The organism is Actinoplanes auranticolor (assembly GCF_018332655.1).
GTDB classification, from domain to species: Bacteria; Actinomycetota; Actinomycetes; order Mycobacteriales; family Micromonosporaceae; genus Actinoplanes; species Actinoplanes auranticolor.
Map to the genome: position 1 here is coordinate 65,328 of NZ_BOQL01000027.1, position 24,887 is coordinate 90,214.

The 24,887-nt window shown below is 70.1% G+C and carries 17 protein-coding genes; all 17 read left to right on the forward strand.

Going from position 1 to position 24,887, the window contains the following annotated elements:
• The first annotated feature begins 123 nt into the window (after window positions 1-123).
• The 17 genes from Aau02nite_RS18055 to nuoK all read left to right on the forward strand — a co-directional run bounded on the left by Aau02nite_RS18055 (window position 124) and on the right by nuoK (window position 24,886).
• A complete protein-coding gene (locus tag Aau02nite_RS18055; RefSeq protein ID WP_212989622.1) occupies window positions 124-3,645 on the forward strand; it encodes a LamG-like jellyroll fold domain-containing protein in 3,522 nt (1,173 codons plus the stop codon).
• Window positions 3,645-10,064, forward strand: coding sequence for an RHS repeat-associated core domain-containing protein (locus tag Aau02nite_RS18060; RefSeq protein WP_212989623.1), 6,420 nt, complete (start codon window positions 3,645-3,647; stop codon window positions 10,062-10,064). The genes Aau02nite_RS18055 and Aau02nite_RS18060 overlap by 1 nt, the downstream gene beginning before the upstream one ends.
• On the forward strand, window positions 10,049-10,840 hold the full coding sequence (locus Aau02nite_RS18065) for a DUF4253 domain-containing protein (RefSeq protein ID WP_212989624.1): 792 nt from the start codon (window positions 10,049-10,051) through the stop codon (window positions 10,838-10,840). Before Aau02nite_RS18060 ends, Aau02nite_RS18065 begins: the two co-directional genes overlap by 16 nt.
• Before the next feature lie 314 nt (window positions 10,841-11,154).
• A complete protein-coding gene (locus Aau02nite_RS18070; RefSeq protein ID WP_212989625.1) occupies window positions 11,155-11,850 on the forward strand; it encodes a demethylmenaquinone methyltransferase in 696 nt (231 codons plus the stop codon).
• Between the two features lie 52 nt (window positions 11,851-11,902).
• Complete coding sequence (locus Aau02nite_RS18075; RefSeq protein WP_212989626.1) at window positions 11,903-12,184, forward strand: hypothetical protein; 282 nt, start codon at window positions 11,903-11,905, stop codon at window positions 12,182-12,184.
• Between the two features lie 87 nt (window positions 12,185-12,271).
• Window positions 12,272-13,570 (forward strand): geranylgeranyl reductase family protein, encoded by a 1,299-nt coding sequence (locus Aau02nite_RS18080; RefSeq protein ID WP_212989627.1) that lies wholly within the window; start codon window positions 12,272-12,274, stop codon window positions 13,568-13,570.
• A 79-nt stretch (window positions 13,571-13,649) separates the two neighbouring features.
• A complete protein-coding gene (locus tag Aau02nite_RS18085; RefSeq protein ID WP_023357563.1) occupies window positions 13,650-14,015 on the forward strand; it encodes an NADH-quinone oxidoreductase subunit A in 366 nt (121 codons plus the stop codon).
• Between the two features lie 5 nt (window positions 14,016-14,020).
• A complete protein-coding gene (locus Aau02nite_RS18090) occupies window positions 14,021-14,692 on the forward strand; it encodes a NuoB/complex I 20 kDa subunit family protein (RefSeq protein WP_212989628.1) in 672 nt (223 codons plus the stop codon).
• A complete protein-coding gene (locus tag Aau02nite_RS18095; RefSeq protein ID WP_212989629.1) occupies window positions 14,689-15,402 on the forward strand; it encodes an NADH-quinone oxidoreductase subunit C in 714 nt (237 codons plus the stop codon). The genes Aau02nite_RS18090 and Aau02nite_RS18095 overlap by 4 nt, the downstream gene beginning before the upstream one ends.
• Window positions 15,399-16,739: an NADH-quinone oxidoreductase subunit D gene (locus Aau02nite_RS18100; RefSeq protein ID WP_212989630.1), complete on the forward strand. Its 1,341-nt coding sequence runs from the start codon at window positions 15,399-15,401 to the stop codon at window positions 16,737-16,739. The genes Aau02nite_RS18095 and Aau02nite_RS18100 overlap by 4 nt, the downstream gene beginning before the upstream one ends.
• On the forward strand, window positions 16,740-17,933 hold the full coding sequence (nuoE, locus tag Aau02nite_RS18105) for an NADH-quinone oxidoreductase subunit NuoE (protein WP_212989631.1): 1,194 nt from the start codon (window positions 16,740-16,742) through the stop codon (window positions 17,931-17,933).
• Complete coding sequence (nuoF, locus tag Aau02nite_RS18110; RefSeq protein WP_212989632.1) at window positions 17,930-19,246, forward strand: NADH-quinone oxidoreductase subunit NuoF; 1,317 nt, start codon at window positions 17,930-17,932, stop codon at window positions 19,244-19,246. Before nuoE ends, nuoF begins: the two co-directional genes overlap by 4 nt.
• Window positions 19,246-21,768 carry an NADH-quinone oxidoreductase subunit G gene (locus Aau02nite_RS18115; RefSeq protein ID WP_212989633.1) on the forward strand — a complete coding sequence of 841 codons (2,523 nt, stop codon included), beginning with the start codon at window positions 19,246-19,248 and terminating at the stop codon, window positions 21,766-21,768. Before nuoF ends, Aau02nite_RS18115 begins: the two co-directional genes overlap by 1 nt.
• The gene (gene nuoH / locus Aau02nite_RS18120) at window positions 21,765-23,156 is read left to right on the forward strand and encodes an NADH-quinone oxidoreductase subunit NuoH (protein WP_246595239.1); all 1,392 of its coding nucleotides are present in this window, start codon (window positions 21,765-21,767) and stop codon (window positions 23,154-23,156) included. Before Aau02nite_RS18115 ends, nuoH begins: the two co-directional genes overlap by 4 nt.
• 1 nt (window position 23,157) lies before the next feature.
• Entirely contained in the window at window positions 23,158-23,814 is a 657-nt protein-coding gene (gene nuoI, locus Aau02nite_RS18125) for an NADH-quinone oxidoreductase subunit NuoI (RefSeq protein ID WP_212989634.1), read from the forward strand.
• Window positions 23,814-24,590, forward strand: a complete 777-nt coding sequence (locus tag Aau02nite_RS18130; protein WP_438841146.1) for an NADH-quinone oxidoreductase subunit J — start codon at window positions 23,814-23,816, stop codon at window positions 24,588-24,590. The genes nuoI and Aau02nite_RS18130 overlap by 1 nt, the downstream gene beginning before the upstream one ends.
• Complete coding sequence (gene nuoK / locus Aau02nite_RS18135) at window positions 24,587-24,886, forward strand: NADH-quinone oxidoreductase subunit NuoK (RefSeq protein WP_203772979.1); 300 nt, start codon at window positions 24,587-24,589, stop codon at window positions 24,884-24,886. The genes Aau02nite_RS18130 and nuoK overlap by 4 nt, the downstream gene beginning before the upstream one ends.
• Window position 24,887: the final 1 nt, after the last annotated feature.

Genomic DNA, 24,887 nt, shown 5'->3' on the forward strand with positions numbered 1-24,887 from the left:
TCTCAAAGTTTCCTTAAGTTGATGGTGGCGGCGACGGGAAGTGCTTCTAGTCGCCGCCAACCGGTCAATACGGACGCGTGACGGGACAGCGCCGCCAGGGATTGATCAATAGCGTTCCGTCCCGTGATCCGGTCTGTCACCACCCAAAACCGCCTCGCGTCCGCCGTCGTGCCGGCCCTCGCCGTCACCCTGAGCATTGCCCTCGCCGGGGTATCCACCGGCTCACCCGCACAAGCCGCGCCGGTGACACCGGCCGCTACTGCCGTGCCCCCCGACCCCGAGACGGCTGCCTCCCTCCAGGCCCGCGCCAGCGGCAAGCCGGTCGAGGTCGACGCGCTCGGAACCGAGTCGACCCGCGTGGTCGCGAACCCGGACGGCAGCTTCACCGCCGACGTGCACGTCGGCCCGGCCCGGTTCCGGGGCCCGGACGGCGCCTGGCGCGCCGTCGACCTGGGCCTGGAGAAGCGCTCCGACGGGACCGTGGCGCCCAAGGCACACCCTCGCGGTCTGGTCCTTTCCGGCGCCGCGGGCCCCGGCGACCACGACCTCGCCCGGCTGGCCAGCGGCGCCACCGCGCTGTCGCTGGGCTGGAACGGCACGCTGCCCGAGCCGGTGCTCGACGGGGAGAAGGCCACGTACGCGGAGGTGCGGCCCGGCGTCGACCTGGTCGTCGAGGTCACCCGTACCGGATTCGAGCAGTTCCTGGTGGTGAAGAACCGGTCCGCCGCGGCCGAGGTCACGAGTCTGGCGATGCCGTGGCGCACGGACGGGATGACCCCGGTGTCGACACCGGACGGCGGCTTCAACCTGCGCGACAGCCAGGGGCGCTACGTCGGCCACGTGCCCGCGGCGGAGATGTGGGACTCGACGGTCGGGCGCAAGACCGGTGACCACACCAAGCGTGCCCCCGTACGGATGGCCGTGCGCAAGACTGCGCGGGCCTCCGCGCTGGCGCTCGCCCCGGAGACGGACTTCCTCAACAGCCCGGACACCAAGTACCCGGTCATCATCGACCCGTCGCCGACCCTCAAGCCCGGCTTCGACGCGTTCGTGCAGAACAGCTTCAACAGCGACCAGTCGGCGTCCAAGGAGCTCAAGCTCGGCTACGTCGAGGAGGGCGGCACGTTCATCGCCCGGTCCTTCCTGCGCTGGTCGACCAGCGCGCTCAAGGGCAAGCAGGTGACCGCGGCGACGATGTACCTGTGGAACCACTGGTCGTACTCCTGCAATGCCGCCAAGTGGCAGGTCTGGATCACCGGCGGGGTCGGCACCTCGACGAACTGGGACAGCCAGCCCGCCTGGGGCGGTGACGGCAAGCCCGTCGTCGAGTCGACCATGACCAAGGGCTACGGCACCGGCAACTGCGGCGACGGGTGGGTGACCGCCAACGTCCGGAGCACCTTCGAGTGGGCGGCGAAGAACAACGCCTCCACGCTGACCACGGGCATCCGCGCGGCCAAGGCGGATGAGGACAACAACAACCAGAACACCTGGAAGAAGTTCTCCTCCTCCGAGGGTGCCAAGGACCCGTACGTCTCGATCACGTACAACTCGAAGCCGAACGCGCCCAACGACATCACCATCGGCGGCAAGAGCTGCGAGCCCGGTGACCCGCAGGTGTTCGTCTCGCGGACGCCGTACTACCCGAACGTGCAAGCCAAGGTCACCGACCCGGACGGTACGGAGCGCACCCTGACCGGCCAGTTCTACCTGGCCGAGAAGGGCAAGGCCTACCCCGCCGCGGCGACCATGTCGGACACCGCGACCAACGGCACGTACGCGACGAAGGCGATCCCGGCCACCTTCGGCCTGAAGGAGAATGTCACCTACGTGCTGCGGGCGTCGAACACCGACGGGCTGGACTCCTCGGCCTGGTCGGCGACCTGCGAGTTCACCGTCGACAGCGCCGGGCCCGCCAAGCCGCCGACGATCACGTCGACCGAGTATCCGGAGTGCCTGCCGACCGTCTGCAACACCGCCGGCAGTGTCGGCGCCAGCGGCAGCTTCGTCTTCGGCGCGAACGGCGTCACGGACGTGAAGAAGTACCGCTACTGGTTCGACGGCCAGCCGAAGGTCGAGGTCCCCATCTCCGGGGGCGGGGACACCAACGCCTTCGTCCGCATCGCCCCGCCGTCGTTGCCGAGCGCGCTGCACCTCGACGACTTCGGCATCGGCGGCCAGCGGGTGCTGCACGTCGAGAGTGTCGACCAGGCCGGGCGCAGCAGCGCCGAGTACCGCAACCCGGCCCAGCCGGACGAGGCGGTGGGCTACAACATCCTGGCCGGGACCGCGCAGCCCGAGGCGGCGCGCTGGCGGATGGATGATCCAGCCGGCACCACGCTGGCCGACTCCTCGGGCCAGAACCGCAATCTGACGATCCGCGGTGGTGTGACCAAGACGCTGACGAACAACAAGGGCGACGGCGGCACCGCCTTCACCTTCGACGGGACCACCGGGCGCGCGGCTGCACCCGCCTTCCTGGACTACCACGACAACTTCACGGTCAGCGCGGACATCCGGCTCGGCGCCAAGAGCGTGGACCGGGTGATCTTCGAGCACACCACCCGGGGACTCTTCGTCCAGAACTTCTTCCTGATCTTCTACGACGCCGGCATCGACCGGCTGTGCGCGCAGCGCTCCGATGCCATCCGGCCGGAGTCGACGACCAACCCGGTGACCAACTGGAACACCGCGAGCGCCGTCTGCTCCACCGTCGCCGTGCCGTACTCGGTCACCACCAACGTCACCGCGTCCTTCGACGGGTCCCGCAAGACGCTGGACCTGTACGTCAACGGGGTGAAGGTCGGCGTGAGCAGCACGGCCCGGGCGCCGCTGCCGGCCCAGCCGTGGACCGTCGACGTCGAACTCGGCGCCGGCACCTGGAAGGGTGAGATCGACGACGTCCGGGTGTGGAGCCGCAAGCTGCACCCGGAGGAGATCGCGGCGGCGGCCGTCACCGAGGCCGGCCGCTGGGATCTCGACGGCCACGGCCTGGACACCTCGCCCATGCCGGCGCCCCGGGACCTGGTGGACCCGGCGAGCAACGAGGAGTGGTGGCTGGAGGTCGGTCACCTGGAGAGCGACCCCGGATCGGCGCGCTTCGACGGGACCAGGTCGCTGGCGGCCACCCCGTCACCGATCCGCACCGACCAGTCGTTCACCGTTTCGACCTGGGTGAACCTGGCGAGCCTGCCGACCGGCAACCAGACCGTGGTGGCCCAGGACGGCGTCAACCGGTCCGGCTTCTACCTGGGCACCCGGGGCTTCGGCACCGCCGGGATGAAGTGGTCGTTCTCGCTGATCGACGGGGACACCACCGCGACCAGCCCGATGGTGCACGCGGAGTCCGCCTCACCCGTGGTCGACGACGACACCGGCTCCTGGGTGCACCTGGTCGGGGTCTACGACGCGGCGAACGCCCAGATCCGGCTCTACGTCGACGGGGTGCTGGCCAAGTCCATCGCCCGGCCGGCCCGCTGGAACGCCACCGGTCCGCTCACCGTCGGCCGGTCCCGCTGGTACAGCACCAGCGTCTACAGCACCGACTTCCTGCGCGGCAGCGTCGACGCGACCCGCGTCTACGCCGGTGCCCTCACCCCGGGCCTCGTGGCCCGGCTCCACGACACCATGGACGGACAGCTCTGATGCGTGCACCCAGCACCCGCCGGCTCGCCGCCGGCCTGGTCGCCCTCATGGCGGTCACCTTCGCCCCGGAGATCCCGGCCTACGCCGCCGAGCCGGAGAAGGCCGAGCAGTACGTCCAGAAGACGCCGTCCGTACCGGGATCGCCGGCGCAGCCCAAGCCGGTCCCGTCGCCGAAGCTGAAGCAGTTCACCCCGCCGAAGGTCGCGTGGCCGGCCGCGGCCGTCACGGAGGTCGAGCTCGCCCCGGCGACGGGCACGACGGCCCGGGCGGCGAAGGCGGCCGAGACCCGGGCCGGGTCGATGCCGGTGTACGTCACGGCGGCGAAGCCGGCCGCCGGAGCTGCGGCGAAGGCCGCGGCCGCCGGGCCGGGCCGGGTCCGGGTCGAGCTGCTGGCCCGTGACAAGGCCCTGGAAACAGGGCATGAGCTGGCCGTACGGCTGTCCGCGCCGAGCGGTACGAGCGCCGTGAACGTCCGCATCGACTACTCCACGTTCGCCGCGGCGTACGGTGCCAACTGGGCCGAGCGGCTGCGCCTGGTCCAGGTGCCCGCCTGTGCGTTGACCGCTTCCCCGGCGGCGACGTGTTCGGCCGAGCCGCTGCCTACCGTCAACCGTGACTCCAGCGTCTCCGCCCCGGTCACAGTCGCCGCGGGCCGGGGCACGATCGTCGCGCTCGCCTCCGGGGCGTCGGGCAGTTCCGGCGACTACGGGGCCACCTCGCTCTCCCCCTCGGCGGCGTGGTCCGTCGGCGGCGCGACCGGCGGTTTCTCCTGGTCCTACGACATCAAGACGCCGCCCTCGCTGGCCGGTCCGGCGCCGGAGGTACGGCTGGGCTACTCGTCGCAAGCGGTCGACGGCCGGATGGTGACGACCAACAACCAGGCCTCCTGGGCCGGTGAGGGCTTCGACTACTCGCCCGGCTTCATCGAGCGGCGCTACGTGTCCTGCAGCGAGGACATGTCGGGCGAGCACAACAACACCACCAAGGTGTACGACCAGTGCTGGAAGACCGACAACGCCACGATGGCGCTCAACGGTTCCGCCACCGAGCTGATCTACAACAGCAGCGAGAAGCGCTGGCACGGCCGCAACGAGAACGGCGCGCGCATCGAGCGCAAGGTCGGGGCGGTCAACGGCGACGAGGGTGAAGCCGCCGCCGAGGGCAAGGACGGCGACAAGGGCGAGTACTGGGTCGTCACGACCCCGGACGGCACGAAGTACTACTTCGGGCTGAACCGCCTGCAGGGCTGGACCACGGGCAAGGCCGAGACCGCCTCGGTACAGACCTCCCCGGTCCACGGCAACAACCCGGACGAGCCCTGCCGCAAGGCGACGTTCGCCGCCTCCGCCTGTGACCAGGCCTACCGGTGGAACCTGGACTACGTCGTCGACCCGCACGGCAACACCATGTCGATGTGGTACGGCAAGGACACCAACAAGTACAGCCGCAACAAGTCCGAGACCGACCTCGTCCCCTACGACCGGGACGGCTACCTCAAGCGCATCGAGTACGGCACCCACCAGCGCGACAAGGTCGGCGGCGTCGCCACGGACACGGTGTACACCGCCACCAAGGCACCGATGCAGGTCGTCTTCGGCACCGCCGACCGCTGCTTCACCGCCTGCACCGACCGCGCCAACTGGCAGGACACCCCGTACGACCAGGAGTGCGTCACCGGTAAGAAGTGTGAGAACTGGAGTCCGACGTTCTGGTCCACCCGCCGGCTGTCGACCGTCACCACGAAGGTCTGGAACCCGGACGCCACCGACTACCGCGACGTGGAGCGCTGGACCCTCACCCACCGCTTCCCCGACAACGGTGACGGCACGCCGGGCAGCCTCTGGCTGAGCGAACTGGCGCACGAGGGGCTGCTCGGCACCCGGGCCACCGTGCCGAACATCGTCTTCAACCCGACGGCCCTGGACAACCGCGTCGACACCGCGCTGCAGAACGGCCTGCGCCCGATGCGCCGGCCCCGGATGGACACCATCGTCACCGAGACCGGCGCCAAGATCGACGTCAACTACAAACCGGTGGACTGCGCGGCCGGTGCGCTGCCCACGCCGGAGACCAACACCAAGCGGTGCTACCCGGTGCGCTGGGCGCCGGAGGACCTGGGCCAGGCCCCCGGCACCGAGATCACCGACTGGTTCCACAAGTACGTGGTCGACAACGTCATCGAGAACGACGCGACCAGCCGGCCCACCGGCAGTCCGCTGGCCACCGTCACCCGTTACGCCTACGAGGGCGGCGCGGCCTGGCGGTACGCCGACGACGACGGTCTGACCAAGGCGAACCGCCGTACCTGGAACCAGTTCCGCGGTTACGAGCTGGTCCGCACGACCGTCGGCGAGCCGGGCGAGCAGAACATGAGCGAGAGCCGCTACTTCCGGGGCATGCACGGCGACCGCAAGGAGAAGGCGGGCGGCACCAAGGTCGCCCGGGTCACCGACTCCAAGGGCGTCGCCACCATCGACGACCTCGACGAGTACGCGGGCATGCTGCGCGAGAGCATCACCTACGACGGCCCGGGCAAGCCGATCTCCGGTGAGCTCGAATGGCCGTGGCGCGGCGAGCCGACCGCCACCCGCACCCTCGGTACGCAGACCACGCACGCCCGGTTCGTCAGCACCGGCGAGACCCGGGGCTGGGCCGCGCTCGACGGCGGCCGCCCGGACCGCTGGACCCGTACGGTGCAGGAGTTCGACGACTTCGGCATGGCGGTCAGGTCCACCGACTACGGCGACACCGGCGTCCCGGGCGACGAGAAGTGCACGCTGACCGACTACGCCCGCAACTCCACGGCCGCCTGGCTGATGAACTACCCCTCGCGGGTCCGGGAGTTAGCCCTGACCTGTGCCGAGGCCACCCAGAGCGGACGGGTGCTCACCGAGGCCGACGTCATCGGCGACGTGCGGACCCACTTCGACGACAAGGCCTGGGGTGCCGCGCCCACGCGGGGCGAGACCACCCGGATCGAGGAGCTGAAGGCCTGGCGGAACAACGCCCCGGAGTACCTGACCACCAAGACCGCGGTCTACGACGACTACGGCCGGGTGACCGACCTGTACGACGTGGCCAACCGGCGTACCCGGACCGCCTACACGCCCGCGGTGGGCGGGCCGCTCAGCAAGGTCGTGGTGACCAACCCGGCCGGCTGGACCGACATCACCGAGTCCGACCCGATGGGCAACGCGACCCGGATCGAGGACGCCAACAGCCGGGTCACGACGAAGCGGTACGACGGCCTCGGCCGCCTCACCGACGTCTGGCTGCCGGGCCGCAGCACGAGCGCAACCCCGAACTTCGCCCATGCGTACGGGATCAGCAACACCGCGGCCACCTGGGTGGAGACGAAGACGTTGAACCCGGCCGGGGCGCAGGTGCCGATGGTCGAGTTCTACGACGCCCTGCTACGGGTGCGGCAGCGGCAGTACGGCTCGGGGACCGGTGTCGGCCGGATCGTGTCGGACAGCTTCTACGACTCGGCCGGCCGCCAGTACCTGACCTGGGGTCCGTACCACGAGCAGAGCAAGGGCGTGGAGCGCGCGCTGTGGGTCCCCGCGGACGCGCACGAGAAGATCGACATCTGGAACCGCAAGTTCTACGACGGTGCCGGCCGGGTCAAGGCGGACGTGCAGTACAGCCGGCTGACCGAGACCTGGCGGACGACCACGACGTACACCGGTGACCGGACGACCGTCGTACCGCCGCTGGGTGGCACGGCCAGCGCCACCGTGACCGACGCCGCCGGCCGCACCACCGAGCTGTGGCAGTACAAGTCGCGGGACCTCGTCGGCGGTTACGACCGCACGGTCCACACCTACGACCGCAAGGGCAAGCAGAGCAAGGTCCGCAACCAGGCCGGCACGGAGTGGCGGTTCGGCTGGGACCTGCGCGGCCGGCAGACCTCCGCGGTGGACCCGGACAAGGGCACGTCGCGGACGACCTTCGACGACGAGAGCCGCGTCGTCACGGTGACCGACGGGCGCGAGCGGACGCTGACGTACAGCTACGCCGACCCGCTGGGCCGCAAGACCGCGCTCCACGAGGGCACCGAGGTCACCCCGGCCCGGCAACTGGCCGCCTGGGGCTACGACGAGGTGCTGGACACCGCCGGTAAGAACATCTCCCTGGGTATGCAGACCTCCAGCACCCGCTACGTCGGCGGGGCCACCGGGGCCGCATACCGCAAGGCCACCACCGGTCTCGACAGCGCGGGCCGGGTCACCAAGTCGACCGTGACGGTGCCGTCGGCCGCCACCGGCCTGGCCGGCACCTACGAGTACCAGTCGAGCTTCAAGGTGGACGGTTCGCCGGCCACGACCCGGCTGCCCGCCATCGGCGGGACCGGCGGGCTGGGGGTGGAGACCCTGTCGTACGGCTACCAGTCGACCGGCCTGGCCACCACCCTGGCCAGCACGCTGGGCTCGAGCTACGTGGTCTCGACCGGCTACACCGAGTACGGCGAGACCGGCCTGATGACGCTGCGCAACGCCAGTGGCCGGACGGCTCAGATCGGGCAGTACTACGAGACGAAGACCCGGCGGCTGAACCGGATCTGGACCACCCGGGAGCAGAACCCGGCCAGCGTGTCCGACCTGTACTTCGGCTATGACGACATGGGCAACGTGATCTCGGCCAAGGAGTCGTCGAGCACCGCCGGCGCCGAGAACCAGTGTTTCTCGTACGACTATCTCGCCCGGCTGACCGAGGCCTGGACGCCCGCCGACCCCGACTGCAAGGCCGCCCCGACGACGGCCGCGCTCACCGGGCCGGCGCCCTACTGGACGTCGTGGCGGTTCGACACCGCCGGTAACCGCACGGAGCAGATCGAGCACCGGACCCCGGCGGGCGAGCGGACCACGACGTACGCGTACCCGGCGCAGACGGCGGCCCGTCCGCACGCGATGACCGGTACGACGACGACCGACACCGCCGGCACGAGGACGGCGGCCTACGGCTACGACAACTCGGGCAACACGATCACCCGTCCCGCGGCCACCGGCACCCAGACCCTGGGCTGGAACGCCGAGGGGCGCATGGAGAGCAGCACCGACAGCACGGGCATCACCACCTACCTGTACGACGCGGACGGCGGCCGGCTGCTCCGCAAGGATCCGAACGGCACGACGCTGTACCTGCCCGGCCAGGAGCTGCGGGTGGATCCCCAGGGTCAGCGCATCGGCTGCACCCGCTACTACCAGCACGCGGGCAAGGCGGTCGCGATGCGGACGACGGCCGGGGTCACCTGGCTGGCCGGCGACCACCAGGGCACGTCGAGCATCGCCATCGACGCGGTGTCGCAGGCGTTCTCGGTGCGGCGGCAGGACCCGTTCGGCAACGCGCGGGGCGCGGTCACCGGCGCCTCCTGGCCGGCCGCGATGGACAAGGGCCTGGTCGGCGGCACGAAGGACAACTCCGGCCTGACCCACCTGGGCGCCCGGATGTACGACCCGGTGATCGGCCGGTTCGTGTCCGTCGACCCGATCGTCGACTTCAACGACCCGCAGCAGATCCAGGGTTACTCGTACGCGAACAACACCCCGGTCACCAAGAGCGACCCCAGCGGCCTGATGCCGATGATGGACGACCGGACGCCCTGCACCCCGGACCTGTGCGGCAACAACTACAACCGCGGCGGGCAGACGGGCAAGAAGCAGAAGCGGGACAACCCGTACCGCAGCGATTACGAGGAGCGGCAGGCCACCGGCAATCCGGCCGAGGCCGAGCGGATCCGCGCGGTGCGCAAGCGGCAGATCATGGAGGGCAAGTTCGGCATCCGGGACCGCCTCAAGGAGCAGATGGACAAGGCGTTCGACCAGGCCGAGAAGAACGCCGCCGCGGCCAGCGGCGGGCGGCGCTGCGCCCTCTGCAGGATCGCGAAGCCGCTGATCGAGGACTTCACCGAGGACATGATGGTGGAGGCGTGGATCGACGCCGCGCTCGCCCGGATCGACGAGTCCCGCCACGACGACAAACACAAGCAGAAGGACAACGTCGCCTTCGACGACGACGAGTTCGTCATCGCCTTCGAGCTGGCGCACACCGGGCGCATCGTGGAGTCACGGGACGAGAGTCTGCGGACGGTGGGCAATCCGGACTCCAAGGTGTTCGACGCGTACGTGGACGACGTGCGCTCGGAGTTCAAGAGCACCACCTCGAACAGTGCCAACCGGATCGGTGACATCTACAGCGGGGCCAACAAACAACACGCCACCCGGCTCTACCTTTACACCGGCGACGACACCGAAGCGGAGAGTGTGAAGAAGGGCCAGGCGAACTTCGCCCGGATGTCCAAGAACCGCGACGTACAGGAACTCCGGGAGGTCCAGGTGATGGGCGAGGTGACGGCGCCGCTGCAGAGCCTCTCCGAGGACCTCGACTGCGAGGGCTGGGACTGGTGGAACGGTTGTTGACCGGGTACGGGCTCGCCGACGTCCAGGAGTCGACGACGGCGGGCGGGGTACGGCTGCTGAGCGCGGCCGTACCCCCGCAGGACCACGACCACATCTGGCGGGCGTTGCGGGCGGACCACGGCCGTACCGGCTGGTGGCCGGTCCTGAGCTGGTCCGCCCGCGAGGCGCACCGGAGCACCTTCGACTATCCGGTGGAAGCGCAGGGCACGGACGCGCTCCGGCGGGCCTTGGCGCTGGACCCCGTCGAGTGCTTCGCGGAACTGACCCGGTCCCGGTGGGAGGAACGGCTCGCCGACCTCGAACCGGCCCAGCGGGCGGAGGTCTGGGCGGAGGACTACGACGCGCAGGCCCTGGCCGGCCGGCTGACCCGGGTCACGTCCCCGCCGCCCGGCCGCCGCCGGGAGACCTCGGCCTACCCGCCGGGCGAGGTGCTGCTGGTGCCGGCCGCGGCCGGCCACGAGGTGCCGGTCCTGGTGCCGGGACTGATCGAGCCCGCCAACTGGTTCGGCGGGCCCGGCCACCCGGATCTGGAGCCGGCGGACCACCTCGCGGTGCTGCGGTTGTGGCACGAGCGGCACGCCGCCGACCTCTACTTCGCCAACGGCTCACGGCTCGAGCTCTCCGTGGGCCGGCCGCCGGTGGAGCCGGTCGAGGTGGCGCAGTGCGCGGTGGAGCAGTTCGTCTACTGCGGCGATCTGGGGCAGCTGGTCGGAGATCCGATCGATGTGGCGCGCAAGCAGGTGCCGGCCGGCCACTGGTCCTTCTGGTGGGACTGAGCGGGCCCCCGCGCTGAGGGGTGTCGATGGGCCGGATGACCGAGGCGACCGGCCGATCGGCCAGGTGCGCCTCGGTGAAGCGGTGAGGTGCTGATTGCTCCTCGGTAACGAGCCGCGTGTGTCTCTGGTCCGGCGCGTTCTCGCTGGTTACGTTGCCTGCGTAACACCGCAACACTGAAGCGTCGCCACGACTCATGACCGTCGGCGGCGGGGTCGGACCCGACCGATGGCGGTCGTATATATAACGCACGAGGCACGGGCGGGATGGGTCACCATCCCGCCCGTTCTGTGTGTGGACCTGGCAGGATCCATACGTGACGCGCGCAGATCTGGACAAGCAGCCGCACGAGGTCGCCGAGATGTTCGACGGTGTGGCCGAGCGGTACGACCTCACCAACACGGTGCTCTCCTTCGGCCAGGACCGCGGCTGGCGCCGGGCCACCCGGGCCGCCCTGGGGCTGCGGCCGGGGGAGCGGGTCCTGGACGTCGGCGCGGGCACCGGGGTGTCGACCGAGGAGCTGGGCCGTTCGGGGGCGTACGCGGTCGGGGCCGATCTCTCCACCGGCATGCTGCGCGCCGGTCGGGCTGCCGGCCGGGCCGTGCCGCTGGTGGCCGGCGACGCGCTCCGGCTGCCGTTCCCCGACGAGGCGTTCGACGCGGTGACGATCTCCTTCGCCCTGCGCAACGTCGTGGACACCGGCGCGGCGCTGCGGGAGCTGGGCCGGGTCACCCGGCCGGGCGGGCGGCTGGTGGTGTGCGAGTTCAGCCACCCGACCAACGCGGCGTTCCGCACCGTCTACCTGTCGTACCTGATGCGCAGCCTGCCCACTGTGGCCCGCGGCGTGTCGAGCAACCCCGAGGCGTACGTCTATCTGGCCGAGTCGATCCGCGCCTGGCCGGACCAGGCCGGTCTCGCCGCCCGCGTCGCGGGCTCGGGTCCGTGGGCGCGGGTCGGGTGGCGCAACCTCACCGGTGGGGTCGTTGCCCTGCACCGGGCCACGAAGATCTGAAAAATTAGCGTTTGCCCGGTTGTCACCGGTCCGGGGTGTTTGACTCGGAGGCATGACGACAATCGACTGCCTGGTCGACGACTCGGACATCGACGTCCCGATCGACGACCGTGACGAGGGCGAACGCCGGGCCCTGGAGCTGGCGCATCGTATCCGGTTGGTGGCCGTTCGGGACCCCGAACAGGCGCAGCGGTTGGTGGATGAGCTGATCGTCGCGCTCGATGCCGCGATGGGCGGTACGTTTTCGGAGCACCTGGACGGAGTCGCCCGCGACGTCCTGCAGCGGGCTCTCGCGAGAAGCCGGAACAGTTCCGAATCAGTTAGGGTTCCCTAACCCCTATCCGCTTCGATGGCCGTCTTAGACTCCGACTGGGCTGGCTTGTGAACTGTTTCACGAGCCCGCGCTTGACGGAGGTGAGCCGTGAACGACCTCGCTGTCTCAGGAGGAACCGTCGCCGACGAGGCCGACGTGATCGTGGTCGGGGCGGGGCCGGGCGGCTCCGCCGCGGCGTACCACATGGCGCGCCACGGCCTGCGCGTCCTGCTGCTGGAGAAGACCGAGTTCCCGCGCGAGAAGGTCTGCGGTGACGGGCTCACTCCACGCGCGACCCGCCAGCTGATCCGGATGGGTGTGGACACCTCCGAGAAGGCCGGCTGGCTGCACAATCGCGGCCTGCGGGTGATCGGTGGCGGCGTCCGCCTGGAGCTGGACTGGCCGGAGCTCGCGAGCTTCCCGAACTACGGACTCGTGCGTACCCGCCTGGACTTCGACGACATGCTGGCCAAGCGCGCGGTCGAGGCCGGCGCCCTGCTGCGCACCGGGGTCACCGTCATCGGCCCGGTGCTCGACGCCGACGGCCGGGCCATCGGTGTCGAGGCCAAGGCCGGCCCCGGTAAGGAACCCGTCCAGTATCGCGCCCCGCTGGTCATCGCGGCGGACGGCGTGTCCGGCAAGTTCCCGCTCGCGATGGGGCTGGCCAAGCGCGACGACCGCCCGCTCGGCGTGGCCGTCCGGCGCTACTACCAGTCGCCGGTGCGCGCCGACGACGACTACCTGGAGTCCTGGCTGGAGCTGCGCAGCGCCCAGGACCGCGACCGGCTGCTGCCCGGCTACGGCTGGATCTTCGGCCTGGGCGACGGCCGGGTCAACGTGGGCCTGGGCATCCTCAACTCCTCCAGCGCCTTCGGCAAGACCAACTACCGCGCCATGCTCACCGACTGGCTGAACACCACGCCCGAGGAGTGGGGCATGCGCGGCGAGGACAACGCCGACGGCCCGGTGCTGGGCGCCGCGCTGCCGATGGGCTTCAACCGGGTGCCGCACTACACGCGCGGCGTCATGCTGGTCGGCGACTCCGGTGGCATGGTCAACCCCATGAACGGCGAGGGCATCGCGTACGCGATGGAGTCGGGTGAGCTGGCCGCGGAGGTCGCCGTCCAGGCTCTCGCGCGCCCCGCCGGCGCCGACCGCGAGCGGGCCCTGCAGGCCTACCCGTCGGAGTTGAAGATCCGATTCGGGGGGTACTACCGCCTGGGCGGGGTGTTCGTGAAGCTCATCGGCAACCCGCAGATCATGCGGATCGCCACCAAGCACGGCATGCCGCACCCGACCCTGATGCGGTTCGTGCTCAAGCTGCTGGCGAACCTGACGGACCCCCGGGACGGCGACGCCATGGACCGGATCATCAACGGCCTGACGAAGGTCGCACCGGCGGTATGAGAGACAAGGCGACCCCGGTCGACAAGACGCCAAAGCGGATTAATAGTGTGAAGCGGCTAACAGTCGAGCAGGAGACGGTATGACGCTCAATCCCTACGTACCGATCGTCGGGCTGCTGATCCTCGGTGCGCTCTTCGCCCTGTTCTCGGTGTCGATCGCGCCGATCGTGGGCCCCAAGCGCTACAACCGGGCCAAGCTCGAGGCGTACGAGTGCGGCATCGAGCCGGCTCCCCAGCCCATCGGTGGCGGTCGCTTCCCGGTCAAGTTCTACTTGACCGCGATGCTGTTCATCATCTTCGACATCGAGACCATTTTCCTCTACCCGTGGGCAGTGTCCTTCGAGGCGCTCGGCCTGTTCGGCTTCGTCGAGATGGTCCTCTTCATCGTCACTGTCTTCATCGCCTACACGTACGTGTGGCGACGCGGCGGATTGAACTGGGACTGACTGATATGGGAATCGAAGAGAAGCTGCCGAGCGGCATTCTGCTGACCTCGGTGGAGAAGCTTTCCAACTGGGCCCGCAAGTCGTCGTTCTGGGGCGCCACCTTCGGCCTCGCCTGCTGCGCCATCGAGATGATGGCCGCCGGCGGGCCGCACTACGACCTCGGCCGCTGGGGCATGGAGGTCTTCCGGGCCTCGCCGCGGCAGGCCGACCTGATGATCGTCGCCGGCCGGGTGAGCCAGAAGATGGCCCCCGTCGTGCGCCAGATCTACGACCAGATGCCCGAGCCGCGCTCGGTCATCTCGATGGGCGTCTGCGCGTCCTCCGGCGGCATGTTCAACAACTACGCGATCGTCCAGGGCGTGGACCACATCGTGCCGGTCGACATCTACCTGCCCGGCTGCCCGCCGCGGCCCGAGATGCTGATCGACGCGATCCTCAAGATGCGCGAGAAGGTCATGGCCGCCCCGCTCGGCCCGAACGGCCGCAAGATGCTCGAGGCGCGCCGGGCCGAGGGCAAGCTGCCCGTCGTGGCCCCGGGCGCCATGCCGTCCTCGTACCGGGTGGACAAGGTCCGCCGGGCCGAGTGGACGCAGGCCGTCAAGGAAGGCCGCGAGGAGCAGTTGCGCATCGAGAACTGGATGAAGCTGCAGCCGCACCTTCGGGAGGGTGGCAAGTGACCAACGAGTCCGACGGCGGCGTACCCGCCACTCAGCCGGTCGGCGCCGACCTCGACGCTCCGGCCCAGACGCCGCCGAGCCCGGACAAGGGCATGTTCGGCGTCAAGGGCACCGGCGACGTGTCCGGCTTCGGTGGCCTGGCCCGCCGGCGACCGACCACGGCCGACACCGCGCGCCCGTTCGGCGGCTACTTCGACGAGGTCCACGACGCGCTGGAGGAGGCCTACCCGGGCTTCGCCGACGCGATCGAGAAGGTCGTCGTCGACCGCGGCGAGCTGACCCTGCACATCAAGGCCGAGCGGATCGCCGAGGTCTGCCAGATCATGCGCGACGACGAGTCGCTGCGCTTCGAGCTGTGCTCCTCGGTGGACGCGGTCGACTACCTGGGCAGCGACAACCGCCGCTTCCACGTCTCCTACCAGCTCACCTCCATGACGTACCGCCGCCGGGTCCGCCTGGAGGCGGCCGTGGCCGAGGGCGTCAGCCTGCCGAGCGTGACCAGCGTGTACCCCACTGCCGACTGGCAGGAGCGCGAGATCTACGACATGTTCGGCGTCGTGTTCGACGGCCACCCCAACCTCACCCGGATCCTGATGCCGGATGACTGGGAAGGCCACCCGCAGCGCAAGGACTATCCGCTCGGCGGCGTACCCGTCGAGTACAAGGGCGCCGAAATTCCGCCGCCGGACCAGCGGAGGGTCTACCAATGACAAGCCAGACGACCAGCGGAGCCGGGTACGCCACCGAGCGCGAGACCACCGAGGGCCGGGTCTTCAACGTCACCGGTGGCGACTGGGACACCATCACCGGTGGCATCGACCCGCTGAGCAACGAGAAGATCGTCGTCAACATGGGCCCGCAGCACCCGTCGACGCACGGCGTGCTGCGGCTGGTGCTGGAGCTCGAGGGCGAGACCGTCACCCAGGTCCGCCCGGTCGTCGGTTACCTGCACACCGGCATCGAGAAGAACCTCGAGTACCGCAACTGGACCCAGGGCACGACCTTCGTGACCCGGATGGACTACCTCGCGCCGCTGTTCAACGAGACCGGCTACTGCCTCGCGGTGGAGAAGCTGCTCGGCATCACCGACGACATCACCGAGCGGGCGAACACCATCCGGGTGCTCTTCATGGAGCTCAACCGGATCTCGTCGCACCTGGTGTGGATCGCCACCACGGGCATGGAGCTCGGCGCGATCTCGATGATGCTGTACGGCTTCCGCGAGCGTGAGTACATCCTCGACATCTTCGAGGAGACCTCCGGCCTGCGGATGAACCACGCGTACATCCGCCCGGGCGGGGTCGCGCAGGACATCCCGGACTCCGCGGTCCGCAAGATCCGCGATTTCCTGAAGTACCTGCCGAAGAAGCTCAAGGAATACGAGGACATGCTCTCCGGCCAGGTCATCTGGCAGGAGCGCACGCAGGGCGTGGGCGTGCTCGACGTGACGGGCTGCCTCTCGCTGGGCGTCACCGGCCCGGTGCTGCGCTCGGCCGGCCTGGCCTGGGACCTGCGCAAGACCATGCCGTACTGCGGTTACGAGGACTACGAGTTCGACGTGCCGACCGCGACCACCGCCGACGTCTGGGGCCGCTACCTGGTCCGGATGGCGGAGATCAGGGAGTCGCTGAAGATCGTCGAGCAGGCGCTGGACCGGCTCAAGCCCGGCCCGGTGATGATCGCGGACAAGAAGATCGCCTGGCCGGCGCAGCTGGCCGTGGGGGTCGACGGCATGGGCAACTCGCTCGAGCACGTCGCCAAGATCATGGGTCAGTCGATGGAGTCGCTGATCCACCACTTCAAGCTCGTGACCGAGGGCTTCCGGGTGCCGCCCGGACAGGTCTACGTCGGCATCGAGCACCCGCGCGGTGAGCTGGGTGTGCACGCCGTCTCCGACGGTGGCACCCACCCGTACCGGGTGCACTACCGCGACCCGAGCTTCGTGAATCTGCAGGCCATCCCCGCGATGGCCGAGGGTGCGCTGCTGGCCGACGTCATCGCCGGCGGCGCCTCCCTGGACCCCGTGATGGGTGGGTGTGACCGCTAAATGTCCGATGTGACTGTGGACTTCTCCCCGGCAGCAGCGCCGCTGGCCGAGAAGCTCCTGGAGCCGGCGCGCGAGATCCTCGCGCGCTACCCGGCGGGACGCGAGCGCTCGGCGCTGCTCCCGCTGCTGCACCTGGTGCAGACCGAGGAGGGCTTCGTCAGCCCCAACGGCGTCGCCTTCTGCGCCGAGATCCTGGGCATCAACAAGGCTCAGGTCGGCGCGGTGGCGACCTTCTACACCATGTACAAGCGCAAGCCGACCGGCGAGTACCTGGTCAGCGTCTGCACCAACACGCTGTGCAACGTGCTCGGCGGCCAGGAGATCTACGACGGCCTGGTCGAGCACCTCGGGGTCGGCCACGACCAGACCACGCCCGACGGCAAGATCACGCTGGAGCACGCCGAGTGCCTCGCGGCCTGCGACTACGCGCCGGTCGTGACGGTCAACTACGACTTCGCGGTGGACAACAGCACCCCGCAGGCGGCGGTCGAGCTGGTCGAGCAGCTGCGCCAGGGGGAGCGGCCGATGCCGTCCCGTGGCGCCCGGATCTGCTCGCTCAAGGAGATGCAGTTCCAGCTGGCCGGCTTCGCCGACGAGCGCGAGGGCGCGGTCGCCGACGGCCCGGCCGGGGCGCCCACCCTGCGCGGCGTGACCCTGGCCCAGGAGCACGGCGTCGCGGTGGCGAACTTCAACATCGACACCCCGATCGCCACCACCAAGCCGGCCCGCGACGAGTCCGCCAAGGCCGTCAAGGACCCCGGCCCGGTCTCCGCGGCCAAGCCGGCCGAGGAGAAGCACGGCGGCCTCATCGCCAACGTGGCCTCCAAGGTCAAGTCCGCGGCGGCCACGGTGGCCGACAAGGTCGAGCACCGCAAGGCCGGTGCGCCGGTCAAGGCCGGCGACGACAAGGACCCGGAGACCCGGGCCGCCGAGGCGCGCAACCCCACCGGCGACACCCCGGCCCCGGACGCGACCAGCGCCGGGCTGCCGAACCAGACGCCGGCGCCGACCAACGCGGCCGAGGCCGCCGGTGCGGCCAAGAACGAGGTCGCCGGCGACGGCAAGCCGGCCGGCGACACCGAGCGCGGCGAAAGCATCGTGCAGGAGAGCGCAGCCGCCCAGAAGCAGCCGGCCACCACGAACGACAACCCCGGTTGGCAGAACGCTCCGCGCGGCAACGAGGAGAAGAAGTGACTCAGCCCCGGCGTGAGGTTCTTCAGAAGCTCACCCCCGTCCTCACCAAGCGCTGGCTCTCGCCGGACGCCTGGCAGATCGACACGTACGAGCGGCTCGACGGTTACGCCGCCGTCCGCAAGGCGCTGGACGTCCACCCCGACGACCTGATCCAGCTCATCAAGGACTCCGGCCTGCGCGGCCGCGGCGGTGCCGGCTTCCCGACCGGTCTCAAGTGGGGCTTCATCCCGCAGGGCGACGGCAAGCCGCACTACCTGGTCGTCAACGCCGACGAGGGCGAGCCGGGCACCTGCAAGGACCTGCCGCTGATGACGTACGACCCGCACTCGCTCGTGGAGGGCGCGATCATCGCGGCCTACGCGATCCGGGCCAGCCGGGCGTTCATCTACATCCGCGGTGAGGCCGTGCACGCCACCCGCCGGCTGCGCAACGCGGTCAAGGAGGCGTACGCCCGGGGCTACCTCGGCGAGAACATCCTCGGCTCCGGGTTCGACCTGGACCTGGTCGTGCACAGTGGCGCGGGCGCGTACATCTGCGGCGAGGAGACGGCGCTGCTGGACTCGCTCGAGGGCTTCCGCGGCCAGCCCCGGCTGCGCCCGCCGTTCCCCGCGGTCGCCGGCCTGTACGCGAGCCCGACGGTGGTCAACAACGTCGGCACCATCGCGTCGGTGCCGTACATCGTGCTGGGCGGCGCGGACTGGTGGAAGAGCATGGGCACGGAGAAGTCGTCCGGCCCGATGATCTACTCGCTCTCCGGCCGGATCGCCAACCCGGGCCAGTACGAGTGCGGCCTGGGCATCACCCTGCGCGAGCTGATCGAGCTGGCCGGCGGCATGAAGCCCGGCCACAACCTGAAGTTCTGGACGCCGGGCGGCTCCTCGACGCCGCTGCTGACGGCCGACCACATCGACACCCCGATGGACTTCGAGGGAGTGGCCGCGGCGGGCTCGATCCTGGGCACCACGGCGATGCAGATCTTCTCCGACCAGGACTGCCCGGTGTACGCGACCTGGCGCTGGCTGGAGTTCTACCACCACGAGTCCTGCGGCAAGTGCACCCCGTGCCGCGAGGGCAACTACTGGATGGTCCGCACGTACCGCCGGATCCTGTCCGGCCAGGGCACCGTCCAGGACCTCGACACCCTGCAGGACACCGCTGACAACATCTTCGGCCGTTCGTTCTGCGGTCTCGGCGACGGCGCCGCGACGCCGGTCATGTCGACGCTGAAGTTCTTCCGCCAGGAGTACCTGGACTACATCGAGGGCCGGACCGCTCCGCGGCTGTCCGAGAAGGCCCTGGTAGGAGCGCACTGATGACCGATGTCGCCAAGAAGACCGACGAGGTCACCCTGACCGTCGACGGCGTGGAAGTGACGGCCGCCAAGGGCGAGCTGGTCATCCGGGTCGCCGAGCGGATGGGCATCGCGATCCCGCGGTTCTGCGACCACCCGCTGCTGGCCCCGGCCGGCGCCTGCCGCCAGTGTCTGGTCGAGGTGGAGGGCCAGCGCAAGCCGGTCGCCTCCTGCACCCAGACGGTGGCCGAGGGCATGGTGGTCAAGACCCAGCTCACCTCCCCGGTCGCCGCCAAGGCGCAGGGCGGCGTGATGGAGCTGCTGCTGGCCAACCACCCGCTCGACTGCCCGACCTGCGACAAGGGTGGCGAGTGCCCGCTGCAGAACCAGGCGATGTCGAACGGCCGCGTCGACTCGCGCTTCCACGAGCACAAGCGCGAGTACGAGAAGCCGATCCACATCTCCAGCCAGGTGCTGCTGGACCGGGAGCGCTGCATCCTCTGCCAGCGCTGCACCCGGTTCTCCGAGGAGATCGCCGGCGACAAGTTCATCGACCTGATGGACCGCTCGTCCGGCGAGCAGATCAACGTCTACCGCGACGACTTCTTCGGCGGCGAGGGCACCGGTGACGGCCAGGTCGGCGAGGGCGAGGGTGACGTCGCCTTCAACTCGTACTTCTCCGGCAACACCATCCAGATCTGCCCGGTCGGCGCGCTGACCGGCGAGCAGTACCGGTTCCGGGCCCGCCCGTTCGACCTGGTCTCCTCGCCGACCGCCTGCGAGCACTGCGCGGCCGGCTGCTCGATGCGGGCCGACCACCGCCGTGGCAAGGTGCTGCGGCGCCTGGCCGGCGACGACCCGGCGGTGAACGAGGAGTGGAACTGCGACAAGGGCCGGTGGGGCTTCCGCTACACCACCGGCTACGACCGCATCACCACCCCGATGCTCCGCGACGCCAAGACCGGCCAGCTGCGTGAGGCCTCCTGGAGCGAGGCGCTGCTGGCCGCCGCCGAGGGGCTGCAGGCAGGCAAGGGTCGCGGCGTCGGCGTGCTGACCGGTGGCCGGCTCACGGTGGAGGACGCGTACGCGTACGCGAAGTTCGCCCGGGTCGCCCTCGGCACCAACGACATCGACTTCCGGGCCCGTCCGCTGTCCGGCGAAGAGGCGGACTTCCTGGCCTCCTCGGTCGCCGGCGTCACGGACGTCACCTACGACGACGTCGAGAACGCGCCCGCCGCGGTCATCGTCGGGCTCGAGCCCGAGGAGGAGTGCCCGATCCTCTTCCTGCGGCTGCGCAAGGGCCACGGGAAGAAGAAGCTCAAGGTCACGGCCGTGGCGCCGTACCTCAGCCGGGGTTTCGAGAAGCTCGGCGCGACGCTGGTTCCGGCCGTGCCCGGCGACGAGGCCCGCCTGCTCGGCACCGACGCGACGGTGAGCGCCGCCCTGGCCCTGCCGGGCGCGCTGCTGCTCGTCGGTGAGCGGCTCGCGAGCGTGCCCGGTGGTCTCTCGGCCGCCGCCGCGCTGGCGGATCGCACCGGCGCCCGGCTCGCCTGGGTGCCGCGGCGCGCGGGCGACCGTGGCGCGGTCGACGCGGGCTGCCTGCCCAACCTGCTGCCCGGCGGCCGTCCGGTCACCGACGCGGGGGCGCGGGGCGAGCTCGCCACGGCCTGGGACGTCGAGGCCGGCGCGCTGCCCGGCACGGTCGGACGCGACACGGACGCGATCGTTGCGGCCGCCGCGGACGGCACCCTGGGCGCCCTGCTGGTCGCCGGCGTGGACCCGGCCGACCTGGCCGACCCGCGGCTGGCCGACCAGGCCCTCGACGCGGTGCCCTTCCTGGTCAGCCTCGAGCTGCGGCAGAGCGCGGTCACCCGCCGCGCCGACGTCGTGCTGCCGGTCGCACCGGCCGCCGAGAAGCCCGGCACCTTCATGGACTGGGAAGGCCGGCTGCGCACCTTCGACGCCGTGCTCAACACCACCGCGATGACCGACGGCCGGGTGCTGGAAGCCATCGCGGCTCTCATGGAGGTCACGCTCGGCACCGGTGATGTCGCCGCCATCCGCCGTGAGCTGGGCAGCATGCCCGCGAGCCGCGCCGACCGCCCGGCAGTGCCGGCCGTCGCCGCTGCCGCGCTGCCCCAGCTCGGCGCCCAGGAAGCGGTCCTGGCGTCCTGGCACCACCTGATCGACCTCGGCTCGATGCTCGACGGTGACGAGGTGCTGGCCGGCACGGCCCGTACCCCGGTGGTCCGGCTGGGCAAGGGTCTCGCCGAGGCGCTCGGGGTGGCCGACGGCGACGCCGTCACGGTCGGCACCGACCGCGGCGCGATCACCCTGCCGGCGGCCATCACCGACCTGCCCGCGCAGGTGGTGTGGCTGCCCACGAACTCGCCGGGCTCGACGCTGCGTCGCAGCCTCGGCGTCACCTCGGGTGCGGTGGTCCGGCTCAGCGCCGGCAAGCCTGGCCCGATCCTCGCTGCGTCTGCTGAAGGCGGCTCCGCCGCACTGCACGGAGAACCCCATGTGAAGGGGGCTACCGCATGAATTCGCTGATTCTCGCGAAGGCACAGGACCCGACCCTGCAGACGTTCGAGAACGACGTCTGGTGGATCGTCCTGATCAAGCTGCTGGGTGTCTTCGTCATCCTGCTGCTGCTGACGCTTTTCACGATCAACTACGAGCGCAAGGTCGTGGCCCGGATGGCGGTCCGGCCGGGCCCCAACCAGGTCGGGCCCAAGGGCTGGCTGCAGAGCCTCACGGACGGCGTCAAGCTGCCGTTCAAGGAGGAGATCATCCCGAAGACCGCCGACAAGGTGGTGTACTTCATCGCCCCGGTGATCTCGGCGACGGTGGCGTTCACCGCGTTCTCGGTGATCCCGTTCGGGCCGGTCGTCTCGATGTTCGGCCACAAGACGGCGCTGCAGCTCACCGACGTACCGGTCTCCGTGCTGGTGCTGCTGGCCTGCTCGTCGATGGCCGTCTACGGCATCGTGCTGGCCGGCTGGGCGTCGGGCTCGACGTACCCGCTGCTCGGCGGCCTGCGCTCGGCGGCCCAGATGATCTCGTACGAGGTCGCGATGGGGCTGAGCATCGTGGCGGTCTTCATGACCGCGGGCACCATGAGCACCTCGCAGATCGTCGCCGCTCAGGCCGGTAACAACCCCACCACGGCGTTCGACATCTTCGGCTGGAGCCCGACCCCGCCGAGCTGGTACGCGGTGCTGCTGCTGCCCAGTTTCATCATCTACTGCATCGCGGCGGTCGGCGAGACCAACCGGGCCCCGTTCGACCTGCCCGAGGCGGAGTCCGAGCTGGTCGGCGGCTTCCACACCGAGTACTCGTCGTTCAAGTTCGCGCTGTTCTTCCTGGCCGAGTACATCAACATGATCACCGTTTCGGCGTTCGCCACCACGCTGTTCCTCGGCGGCTGGCGGGCTCCCTGGCCGATCACCACCTTCTGGGAAGGCGCCAACTCCGGCTGGTGGCCCCTGATGTGGTGGTTCGGCAAGGTGCTGCTGTGTCTCTTCGGCTTCATCTGGCTGCGGGCCACCCTGCCCCGGATGCGCTACGACCAGTTCATGCGTTTCGGCTGGAAGGTGCTGATCCCGGCCAACCTGGTCTGGATCCTGTTCCTGGCCGGCGTCCGGGTCACCAACACCCGCGTCGACGGCGGCGCCCGCTGGCTCGTCTACCTCGCCGCGGCGGTGGTGGTGCTCGGCATCGCGCTGCTCTGGCCGGCCAGCAAGAAGCCCCGCGAGTTCTCCATCGAGGAGCAGCTGGCCGCCCGGCCTCCGGGCAGCTTCCCGGTCCCGCCGATGGACCTCCAAGTGCCACCCAGCCCACGGGCCCGCCGGGCGGTCGCCGAACGGCAGCCGGCCACGGTCGGCGGCACGACGCCCGCTCCGGACAACACGTCAGAAGAGGAGGTGTGAGGTGGGATCGTTCACCGGCTCTTTCAAGGGCTTCGGGGTGACCTTCGCGCACATGTTCCGCAAGGTCATCACCACCGACTACCCGTTCACACCGCCGACCCCGGCGCCGCGCTACCACGGGCGGCACATCCTCAACCGGCACCCGGACGGCCTGGAGAAGTGCATCGGCTGCGAGCTGTGCGCCTGGGCCTGCCCGGCGGACGCGATCTACGTCGAGGGTGGCGACAACACCGAGGAGCAGCGTTTCTCTCCCGGTGAGCGGTACGCCAGCATCTACCAGATCAATTACGCCCGCTGCATCTTCTGCGGACTGTGCATCGAGGCTTGCCCGACCCGTTCGCTGACCATGAGCAACGAGTACGAGCTGGCCCGCGACAGCCGCCAGGACCTCATCTTCACCAAGGAAGACCTCCTGATGCCCCTGCTGCCCGGCATGGAGCAGCCGCCGCACCCCATGCGGCTCGGCGACACCGACAAGGACTACTACCTCGGTGCCCTGACCAACCCGGGCACCTCGGCCGGTGCCGAGCGGGCGCCCTGGTCGGACTCGGGCTCCGAGGACGCGGCAACGGCCGCCGGACCGGGCGACCGGGCGGAGACCGCCGGCACGCTGCGCCGTAAGGACGCCGGGGACCAGCCCGCGGAGGTGAAGGGATGATCGAGTACGCAGTGGTGGCGGCGGCGGCCGGCCAGGTCTCCACCGGCGAGCAGTGGGGTTTCTGGATCCTGGGCAGCCTCGCCGTCATCGGCGGCCTGGGTATGGTCATCGCGCGCAACGCGGTGCACTCGGCCCTGTGGCTGGTTGTCACGATGCTGTGCCTGGGCTTCATCTACGTGATCAACCAGGCGCCGTTCCTGGGCGCGGTGCAGATCATCGTCTACACCGGCGCGATCATGATGCTGTTCCTGTTCGTGCTGATGCTGGTCGGCCGGGACGCCTCCGACTCGCTGATCGAGACCCTGCGGGGGCAGCGCGTCGCGGCCATCCTGCTCGGCGTCGCGTTCGGGGCCCTCGTCGCCACCGGGCTGGCCCGCTCGCTCGGCGGCACCGAGGTCGTCGGCCTGGCCGAGGCGAACAGTGCCGCCGGCGGCAACGTGCAGGGCATCGCCCGCCTGCTGTTCACCAAGTATGTCTTCGCCTTCGAGGTCACCTCGGCGCTGCTGATCACGGCGGCCGTCGGGGCCATGGTGCTGGCCCACGTCGAGCGGGCCAAGGGCGACATCGCCGACCAGGTCACGCGCATGAAGGCGCGCTTCCGGCCGGGCTCGTACCCGGGCGCGAAGGCCGGCCCGGGCGTCTACGCGAACACCATGTCGGTTGCCGCGCCGGCCCGGCTGCCGGACGGCAACGGCTCCGAGCGCAGCATCTCGGCGATCCTCCCGGTGCGTGAACTGACCGCCGAGGAGATCGCACCGAAGGGGACAGAGAAGTGACACCCGACTACTACCTCGTCCTGGCGGCGATCCTGTTCACCATTGGGGCCGCCGGGGTGCTGGTCCGCCGGAACGCGATCGTGCTGTTCATGTGCATCGAGCTGATGCTGAACGCCGCGAACCTCGCGCTGGTGACCTTCAGCCGGATCAACGGCACGCTCGACGGCCAGATCATCTCGTTCTTCGTGATGGTGGTCGCGGCGGCCGAGGTCGTCATCGGGCTGGCCATCATCATGTCGATCTTCCGGACGCGGCGCTCGGCCAGCGTCGACGACGCCAACCTCCTCAAGTACTAAA